Here is a 1,780-nt window from a genome sequence, read left to right on the forward strand (position 1 = left end):
GACCAGCTGGCGTCCCTTGGCCGGCAAGCCAGCGCCGGCAAGCTGGGTTTCCTCGCCGCGCATGACGTCGGGCGCGTCAGTCAGTCGCTGGGCAAGGCCCGGAACGATGCGGATGTCGCGGCTCTGGCCGGGCACGCTGGCGGCACCCGCAAGGATGGCGCTAAGCGGCGCCGGCACGGTGACATAGGGTGCTTCCAGCCAGCCCTGGCGGGATCCGGCCATGCCGCAGATGATGACGGGCAGCGCCGCTGGTGCTCCCATCGCCGCCAGATGCCCTTCGAGGATGGTCGAAAAGCCCTTCTGCTGCGCCGTGATCAGGCCATCGTCGCCACGGCGTTCGGCAAGCACCTTGCCTTGCCCGTCTATCAGCCAGACCCGCATGCGGGTCGTGCCCCAGTCGACGGCGGCGACCGCCGGTGCGTTGCCGGCTGGGTTCACAGGAAACCTCCATCGACGACCAGCATCTGCGCTGTCAGCATGCGCGAGGCGTCCGAGGCCAGGAACAGCACGGTGCCAACGATGTCGTCGGGCTGCATCACCTGCTTGATGCATTGCTTGGCGACATGGGCGGCAAGCCCCTGTTCGGTCACCCAGAGCTCCCTCTGCCGCTCGGTGATCACCCAGCCAGGCGCAATGGCGTTGACGCGGATGCCGTCGACACCGAGCTTGCCGGCCAGCCCCTTGGTCAGGCCGAGGATACCGGCCTTGGCGGCCGTGTAGGACGGCATGTCGGGGTGGTTGATGAGATAGGATGTCGAGGTGAAGTTGATGATCGAGCCGCCGCCGGCCCGCTTCATGCCCGGCGCCACCGCTTGCGCGGTGAAGAAATGCGGCCGCAAATTGATCGCCTGATTGTTGTCCCAGAACCCGACCGTCACGTCCTCGACGGCGTGGCGTTCATCCCAGGCCGCATTGTTGACCAGCACGGTGACATCGCCATGCGCCTCGGCGGCCTTCGCGGCGGACGCCCGCAGGGCCTCGACGTCGCGCAAATCGGTCTTGAGATAGAGAGGCCGGCGGCCGAATTCTTTCTCAATGCGGTCGGCAAGAGCCGTGCTTGGGCCGTCGGCGATGTCGATAAAGGCGACATTGGCACCCTGGCGCACAAATCCCTCGGTCAGGGCAGCGCCAATTCCGGAGCCGCCGCCGGTGATCAGCACCGAGGCTCCTTCGAGGTCGGCAAAATGCGCCGATGGCATCATCGTTCTTGTCTCCCAGCGCATGACCCCGAAAATCGGATCGAATTTCGGAAAGGGATCATGCGCAAAATGTAAATTGCTACAGCGTCCTTTGCGCGTCCAAAAGGACGCGCGGCGCTGTAGCGTGATCGGCGCGCATCCTAGCCACGCAAGGCGCGCGGGCAAGGGCGAACCGCCGGATTTCTGGGCTTATGTCAGACAAAACGACAATGCGCCGCACCGGATGCGCACAGCGGCAGCACCAGGATTGCGGATCACGGGGATCGCCGGTCAGATCGCCTTGGCGCGCAGGGCGCCGCGGAAGGAATCGCGGAGATAGCCGAGCGTGGCGTCGGCATCGACCGGCTTGCCGAACAGATAGCCTTGCCCGCCGGCACAGCCGAACTGGACCAGGCGATCGGCCTGCGCTTCCTGCTCGATGCCTTCGGCGACGACGTCCATGCCGAGCCCCTCGCACATTGCGAGAATGGCGCGGATGATGTGTTCCGAGGGACGGTCGTCGAGAATGGAGGAGACGAAGGCGCGATCGATCTTGAGCTTGTCGAAATGGAATTCGCGCAGACGGCCGAGCGAGGACTGGC

The 1,780-nt window shown here is 65.3% G+C and carries 3 protein-coding genes; all 3 read right to left on the minus strand.

Translation table 11 applies throughout. The features are described from left to right. Window positions 1-438: 2-dehydro-3-deoxygalactonokinase (locus EN750_RS32700; protein WP_189526627.1), on the minus strand; the 438-nt coding region annotated here is incomplete at its 3' end. Beyond that, window positions 435-1,202, minus strand: a complete 768-nt coding sequence (locus EN750_RS32705) for an SDR family oxidoreductase (RefSeq protein WP_127399145.1) — start codon at window positions 1,200-1,202, stop codon at window positions 435-437. The genes EN750_RS32700 and EN750_RS32705, both read right to left, overlap by 4 nt. A gap of 267 nt (window positions 1,203-1,469) precedes the next feature. Then, a partial coding sequence (locus tag EN750_RS32710) for an EAL domain-containing protein (RefSeq protein ID WP_145968136.1) occupies window positions 1,470-1,780 on the minus strand: 311 nt, incomplete at its 5' end.

Source organism: Mesorhizobium sp. M7A.F.Ca.ET.027.03.2.1 (genome assembly GCF_003999175.1).
In the GTDB taxonomy this organism is placed as follows: domain Bacteria; phylum Pseudomonadota; class Alphaproteobacteria; order Rhizobiales; family Rhizobiaceae; genus Mesorhizobium.

What these genes read in the sequence shown, in the direction of transcription:
- EN750_RS32705 (WP_127399145.1), bottom strand. Translation starts at nt 1,202, where the DNA reads ATGATGCCATCGGCGCATTTTGCCGACCTCGAAGGAGCCTCGGTGCTG.